This window comes from Streptomyces albus subsp. chlorinus (genome assembly GCF_013302895.1).
Taxonomy (GTDB): domain Bacteria; phylum Actinomycetota; class Actinomycetes; order Streptomycetales; family Streptomycetaceae; genus Streptomyces; species Streptomyces chlorinus.
This window is the reverse complement of record NZ_VJOK01000001.1, coordinates 3,784,330-3,791,063: the sequence shown is the minus strand read 5'-3', so window position 1 is coordinate 3,791,063 and position 6,734 is coordinate 3,784,330. Positions and strand designations below refer to the sequence as shown.

Here is a 6,734-nt window from a genome sequence, read left to right as displayed (position 1 = left end):
GGCCACGGCGGACGGCGCGGCGGACGGCGCGGCCCGCACCCCCGTTCCCGTCACCTCCCCCCTGGTGCGCCGACTGGCCCGCGAACACTCCCTGGACCTGCGGGAGATGGAGGGCAGCGGGCCCGACGGGCTGATCCTGCGCGCGGACGTGGAGCGTGCCGTCCAGGCGGCGGCCGAGCGGGCCGCGCACACCGGAGCGCACCCGTCACCCGCCGGCACCGGGCGCGCCGAGCGCCGTGTCCCGCTGCGCGGCCTGCGTGCCACGGCGGCCGAGCGCCTCACCCGCAGCCGCGCTGAGATCCCCGACGCCAGCTGCTGGGTGGACGCCGACGCGACCGAACTCCTCGCCGCGCGCCACCGGATGAACGACGCCACCGCGTACGGCGAGGCCCCGCCCCGGATCTCGCTGCTCGCCCTGCTCGCCCGGGTCTGCACGGCGGCGCTGGCCCGCTTCCCGGAGCTGAACTCGACGGTGGACACCCGGGCGCGGGAGATCGTCGTCCTGCCGAGGGTGCACCTCGGGTTCGCGGCGCAGACCGACCGGGGGCTCGTCGTCCCTGTCGTACGGGACGCGCACGCCCTGAGCGCCGAGGAGCTGACCGCCGAGATGTCCCGCCTCACCGAGGCGGCCCGCGCGGGCAGACTCACCCCGGCCGAGCTGACGGGCGGCACGTTCACGCTGAACAACTACGGGGTCTTCGGCGTGGACGGCTCCACCCCGATCATCAACCACCCCGAGGCCGCGATGCTCGGCGTCGGCCGTATCGCGCGCAAGCCGTGGGTGGTCGGGGGCGAGCTGGCCGTGCGCAGCGTCGTGCAGCTCTCGCTCACCTTCGACCACCGGGTGTGCGACGGCGGTACGGCGGGCGGATTCCTGCGCCATGTCGCGGACTGCGTGGAGCAGCCGGCGAGACTGCTCCGTACGCTCTGAGGCGTGACGCACGCTCCAGGCCCCCCGCGCGCCCCGCGCCCGCCCGCGCCCCCCGGCCGCCCGTACGCCGCGCTCGTCCTGGCGGGCGGCGGCGCGAGCAGGCTGGGCGGCACCGACAAACCGGCCGTCACGGTCGGCGGCAGGACCCTGCTGGACCGGGTGCTGGCCGCGTGCGCCGACGCGGCGGCCACCGTCGTCGTGGGCCCGCGGCGGGCGGCGTACCGCCCGGTGCGGTGGGCGCGCGAGAGCCCTCCGGGCGGCGGCCCGCTCGCCGCCCTGCACGCCGGCCTGGAGGCGCTGGCCGAAGACGGCGCGTACGCGGGACCCCACGCCCGCGCGGAACGGCGCGGGTGGACCGAGCGGCCCGCCGGCGCGGAACCGCACGCGAACACCGAGCGGCCCGCGTACGCGGAACCGCACGCGCCCGTCCTCGTCGTCTCCGCCGATCTGCCGTTCCTGACCCGCGAGGCGGTGCGCACCCTGCTGGCGGTGCCGCCGGAGTTCGAGGGTGCCGTCGCGCACGACGGGCGGGACCAACCCCTGCTGGCCGCCTACCGGATGGAGCCGCTGCGCCGCGAACTGGCGCTGCTGCGTACCGAGTACGGGCCTCTTTCCGGGCTGCCGTTGCGTATGGTGCTCGACGGGCTCAAGCTGCACCGTGTGACCGAGGCGTCGGCGCCTCATGTCGCGGCGGCGGCGCTCGACTGCGACACCTGGGACGACATCGCCACGGCAAGGGCCCGGATCAGGGAGCATGACACCGTGCTGGATGAATGGATGGACGCCCTCAAGGCCGAACTCGGCGTCGAACTCGACGTGGACACCGCCGTGCTGCTCGATCTCGCACGCGACGCCGCACACGGTGTCGCGCGCCCGGCGGCGCCGCTCACCACGTTCCTGGTGGGTTACGCGGCGGCGCGGGCGGGAGCGTCCCCCCAGGACGTCGCCCGCGCGGCGGCCACCGCGTCCCGCCTGGCCGGCCGCTGGGCGGACGAGACGGCCGACGGGCCGGGCGGCGGCAGCGCCACCGCCGACGGCGACACGGGCCACCCGGGAAACCCAGGAGGCACGGGAAACCCAGCAAACGCGGGCAACCCAGGAGACACGGGGAACCCAGGCCACACAGGGGACGCGGAAAACCCGGGAAACCCTGAAGACATGGAAGGCACCGAAGGCACCGAAGGCACAGGAAACGCAGGAAGCGCCGGAAACGCCGACGACCGATGAGCGGAGCCGACGAACTCGACGAGGCGATCGCCCTCGCCAACAGCGGGCGCGCCCGCCCGGCGCCGCCCCCCGCGCCGCGCCTGAAGCGCATTCGCCGTATCCAGTGGAGCGAGCACAGCGAGGACGCGATGCACCCGGACCCGGCGGCACACACCGACGACGGCCGTGAGGGGGCCGGGGGAACCGGCCACGGCGGACGGGAGGACGACGACGCCGGTAACACCGGTGCCGAGCGCACCGGCCGCACCGACCCCGGCCGGCACCCCCGGGACCCGGCCGAGGCGGCGCACGAGCACGGCACCGGCGGACCCCCGCGGCAGGAGGGCCGCGCCCACCGGAACGCGCCCTCCTGGTACGAGGCGGTCGAGTGCGCCGCCTCGGCGGCCACCGCGCTGCCGCCGACCACGCTGCCCCTCTCCGACGCCCTCGGGCACACCCTGGCCGTCCCGCTGCGGGCCCTCACCGACCTGCCGCCGTTCGACACCTCGGCGATGGACGGCTGGGCCGTCTCCGGGCCGGGCCCGTGGGAACTGGCCCGCGCGGCGGACGGCGGCGAGCGGCCCGGCATCCTGGCGGGCGACAGGTCCGAGCCGCCGCAGCTGGCCGACGGCGAGGCCATCCGCATCGCGACCGGCGCCCGCGTGCCGCCGGGCACCAGCGCGGTGCTGCGCCGGGAGGCGGCCGAGCGGATCGGTGCGGTCCGGTTGCGCACCGCCGCTCCCCCGCAGCCGGGCACCGACATCCGGCCGCGCGGCCAGGAGTGCCGGGAGGGCGACGGGCTGCTGCCCCCGGGTACGGCCGTGACGCCCGCCGTCCTGGGGCTGGCCGCCGCGGCGGGATACGACGAGCTGGAGGTCGTGCCGCGCCCGCGCGTGGAAGTGCTCGTCCTGGGCGACGAGTTGCTGCACCGGGGCCTGCCGCGCGACGGCCGTATCCGCGACGCGCTCGGCCCGATGGTGGGCCCGTGGCTGACGGCGCTGGGCGCCGAGGTGAGCGCCACCCGGCTGCTCGGGGACGACGCCGGGGCGCTGCGCGCGCGGCTGGCCGCCAGCACGGCCGACGTGGTCGTGACGACCGGCGGCACAGCGAGCGGTCCCGTCGACCACCTCCAGCCGACGCTGCGCGGCCTGGACGCCGGTCTCCTCGTCCACGGGGTGCGGGTCCGCCCCGGGCACCCGATGCTGCTGGCCGTGCTGGAGCGCACGCAGTCCCGGCCGCGCCGCACGTTCGTGGTGGGGCTGCCCGGCAACCCGCTGGCGGCGCTGTCCGGACTGGTGACGCTGGCCGCGCCGCTGCTGCGGGTGCTGGCGGGCCGCCCCGCGCCCGAGGTCCGCAAGGCGACGCTGGGCGCCGAGGTGTCCGGCCACCCGCGCGACACCCGGCTGGTGCCCGTACGGCACGAGGGGTGGGGTGTGCGGGCGCGCGTCCGGCCGCTGCGCTACGCCGGTCCCGCCATGCTGCGCGGGGTCGCCTCCTGCGACGCGCTGGCCGTGGTCCCGCCGGGCGGCGCGGCACCCGGTGAGGACGTTCCCGTGCTGGAGCTGCCGTGGTGACGCGGCAGCGCGCCTCCCGGGCGGAGGACGACGACGAGGCCGAGCGCCGGGGCTCGGTGCTGCTGCCGCGCCTGGACATCTCCCCGCTGCGGCAGGTGGTCCGCCGGCTGCTGGCGGCGCTGGCCGTGCTGTGGGTGACGGTCCTGCTGGTGTGGCTGGACCGCGAGGGCTACGTGGACGACGTCGACGACCACGTCTCCTTCCTGGACTGCGTGTACTACACGACGGTCACCCTCTCCACGACCGGCTACGGCGACATCGCCCCCGGCTCCGACAGCGCGCGGCTGGTCAACGCCCTGGTGATCACGCCGCTGCGCGTCCTGTTCCTGATCATCCTCATCGGCACCACTCTTGAGGCGCTGACGGACCGCACCCGTCAGCAGTGGCGCCTGAACCGCTGGAGGTCCGCGTTGCGCGACCACACCGTCGTCGTCGGTTTCGGCACCAAGGGCCGCTCGGCCATCCAGACGCTGCTGTCGACCGGGCTGACGCGCGACCGCGTCGTCGTCATCGACCCGCACCCGCAGGCCGTCAAGGCGGCGAACGCCGAGGGCTTCGCGGGGGTCGAGGGCGACGGCACCCGCAGCCAGGTGCTGGTGCGGGCCGAGGTGCAGCGGGCCAAGCAGATCGTGATCGCACCGCAGCGGGACGACACCTCGGTGCTGGTGACGCTGACGGCGCGGCAGCTGAACCCGCGGATCCGGATCGTCGCCGCGGTGCGGGAGGAGGAGAACGCGCCGCTGCTGCGGCAGTCGGGCGCCGACCAGGTCATCACGAGCGCCAGCGCGGCGGGCCGGCTGCTCGGCCTGGCGATGCTCAGCCCCAACGCCAGTTCGGTGATAGAGGACCTCATCCAGCAGGGTTCCGGTCTCGACCTCAAGGAGCGTCCCGTCACCAAGGCGGAGGCGGGCCGCTCTCCGCGCGAGTGCGCCGATCTGGTCGTCTCCGTCGTGCGCGGCCACCGGATACTCCCCTTCGACGACCCGGAGGCCGCCACCCTCCAGCTCACCGACCGGCTGGTCGTCATCCACCACGCCTCCCGGCCGTCGCCCGAAACCGAGGAGCGGCGCGGCGAGTTCAGGTAGTCCTGGGGGGCGGTCGGCTCACCTCTTCAGGTGACTGTGGTGTGCCCGGCGGGCCCCGGCCGCGTCCGGGCGGTGACGATGACGCGATGGACCCGCCGCCCACCTGCCCCAACTGCCCCGAGCGCCTGCTGTGGAAGGACACCCGCGAGACCGGCCCCGGCAAGGAGCACTCCTGGTTCTGGTTCTGCACCGGATGCCACCAGGCGTACGTCCCCACGCCCGACCAGAGGTTCCGCTTCACCTAGGCGGCGGGGGGCCGGGGCCTCACCCCGCGCGGCAGGAGGGGATGCCCGGGCAGCGGGGACGGACGGGGTGCGCCCGGGTAGCGTCGAGCGTATGCATGCGATCACGATTCCCGAACCCGGCGGGCCCGAGGCGCTGGTCTGGGCCCAGGTCCCGGACCCGGAGCCCGGCGAGGGCGAGGTCCTCGTCGATGTCGCGGCCAGCGCGGTCAACCGCGCCGACGTCCTCCAGCGCCAGGGCTTCTACGACCCGCCGCCCGGCGCGAGCCCGTATCCGGGGCTGGAGTGCGCGGGCCGCATCGCGGCCGTGGGCCCCGGCGTGTCCGGATGGGCCGTGGGCGACGAGGTGTGCGCGCTGCTCGGCGGGGGCGGCTACGCGGAGAAGGTGGCGGTGCCCTCCGGCCAGCTGCTGCCCGTTCCGGCGGGCGTGGACACGGCGTCGGCCGCGGGCCTGCCCGAGGTGACGTGCACGGTCTGGTCGAACGTCTTCATGGTGGCGCACCTGCGCCCCGGGGAGACACTGCTGGTGCACGGCGGCTCCAGCGGCATCGGCACCATGGCCATCCAGCTGGCCAAGGCGGTCGGCGCCCGTGTCGCGGTGACCGCGGGAAGCGCCGCCAAGCTGGAGCGGTGCGCCGAGCTGGGGGCCGACATCCTGATCAACTACCGGGAGCAGGACTTCGTCGAGGAGCTGCGCACCGCGACCGACGGCGCGGGTGCCGACGTCATCCTCGACAACATGGGCGCCAAGTACCTGGAGCCGAACGTCAAGGCGCTCGCGGTCAACGGGCGGCTCGCCGTCATCGGCATGCAGGGCGGCACCAAGGGCGAGCTGAACCTCGGTGCCCTGCTGGCCAAGCGCGGCGCGGTGACGGCCACCTCGCTGCGTGCCCGGCCCCCGGCCGAGAAGGCCGCGATCGTCGCCGCCGTGCGCGAACACGTGTGGCCCCTGCTGTCCGACGGCCGGGTGCGTCCCGTGATCGACAGCTCCTTCCCGATGCCCGAGGCGCCGCAGGCCCACCGCGCCCTGGACGAGAGCAAGCACATCGGCAAGATCCTGCTGACCACGGAGTGACCCGGGCGGGCGCGGTTCGTCCGTACGGAGCGCGCCCGTCCCTCATTCCCCTCCGCCCGAAATGCCGGTTCTGCCCCTTCGTGTGACGCTGGACAAGTCTGCGGACCATCCAGCTCGGAAGGGTCACGGCCGTGGGGCACTCTCGGCGTCGAAGCACCGGCATCACCCTGCTGACCTGCGCTTTCCTGGCCCTGTCGGCCCCTGCCGCCCTCGCGGGGGACGACGGCGAGGCCGGCTTCCCCCGGCTTCCCGGCCTCGCCGGTCTGCCCGCCCTGACCCACCCGCCCGGCCCCCCCGGCTCCTCCGGCCTGCCCGGCCCCTCCGGCCCCTCCGGCCCCACCGGCTCCTCCGGCACGCCCGGCCTCACGCCGAGCACGCCACCGAAGGACGCCCCGCCGCCGGAGGCCCCCCTGCTGCCGGACGGCACGGCACGGGACAGCCTGCTGCGGCACGTCCTGGGACGGCACGGACTCACGCGGGACGGGCTGGCACGGGACGGGCTGGCACGGGACGGGCTGGCACGGGACGGACTGGCGCCCGGCGGGCTGGCGCCCGGCGGGGCGTCGGCGGGTGGGCCTTCGGCGGGTGGCGGCGCACAGGACCGGGCGGCACCCGGCGGCG

Annotated in this window: 6 protein-coding genes and 1 pseudogene; all 7 read left to right on the top strand. The window is 76.0% G+C overall.

Features of this window, described 5'->3' with window-relative positions; translation table 11 throughout:
- The coding region (locus FM076_RS16860; protein ID WP_430625929.1) for a dihydrolipoamide acetyltransferase family protein at positions 1–931 on the top strand (931 nt) is incomplete at its 5' end.
- A 3-nt stretch (positions 932–934) separates the two neighbouring features.
- Positions 935–2,158 carry a DUF6457 domain-containing protein gene (locus tag FM076_RS16855; RefSeq protein ID WP_428814893.1) on the top strand — a complete coding sequence of 408 codons (1,224 nt, stop codon included), beginning with the start codon at positions 935–937 and terminating at the stop codon, positions 2,156–2,158.
- Positions 2,155–3,711: a molybdopterin molybdotransferase MoeA gene (locus FM076_RS16850; protein WP_173871633.1), complete on the top strand. Its 1,557-nt coding sequence runs from the start codon at positions 2,155–2,157 to the stop codon at positions 3,709–3,711. Before FM076_RS16855 ends, FM076_RS16850 begins: the two co-directional genes overlap by 4 nt.
- Complete coding sequence (locus tag FM076_RS16845) at positions 3,708–4,796, top strand: NAD-binding protein (protein WP_173874809.1); 1,089 nt, start codon at positions 3,708–3,710, stop codon at positions 4,794–4,796. Before FM076_RS16850 ends, FM076_RS16845 begins: the two co-directional genes overlap by 4 nt.
- A gap of 86 nt (positions 4,797–4,882) precedes the next feature.
- On the top strand, positions 4,883–5,041 hold the full coding sequence (locus tag FM076_RS16840) for a hypothetical protein (RefSeq protein ID WP_173871631.1): 159 nt from the start codon (positions 4,883–4,885) through the stop codon (positions 5,039–5,041).
- A gap of 91 nt (positions 5,042–5,132) precedes the next feature.
- A complete protein-coding gene (locus tag FM076_RS16835) occupies positions 5,133–6,113 on the top strand; it encodes an NAD(P)H-quinone oxidoreductase (protein ID WP_173871629.1) in 981 nt (326 codons plus the stop codon).
- A 131-nt stretch (positions 6,114–6,244) separates the two neighbouring features.
- A pseudogene (locus FM076_RS16830) lies at positions 6,245–6,734 on the top strand (hypothetical protein); the annotation flags it as partial.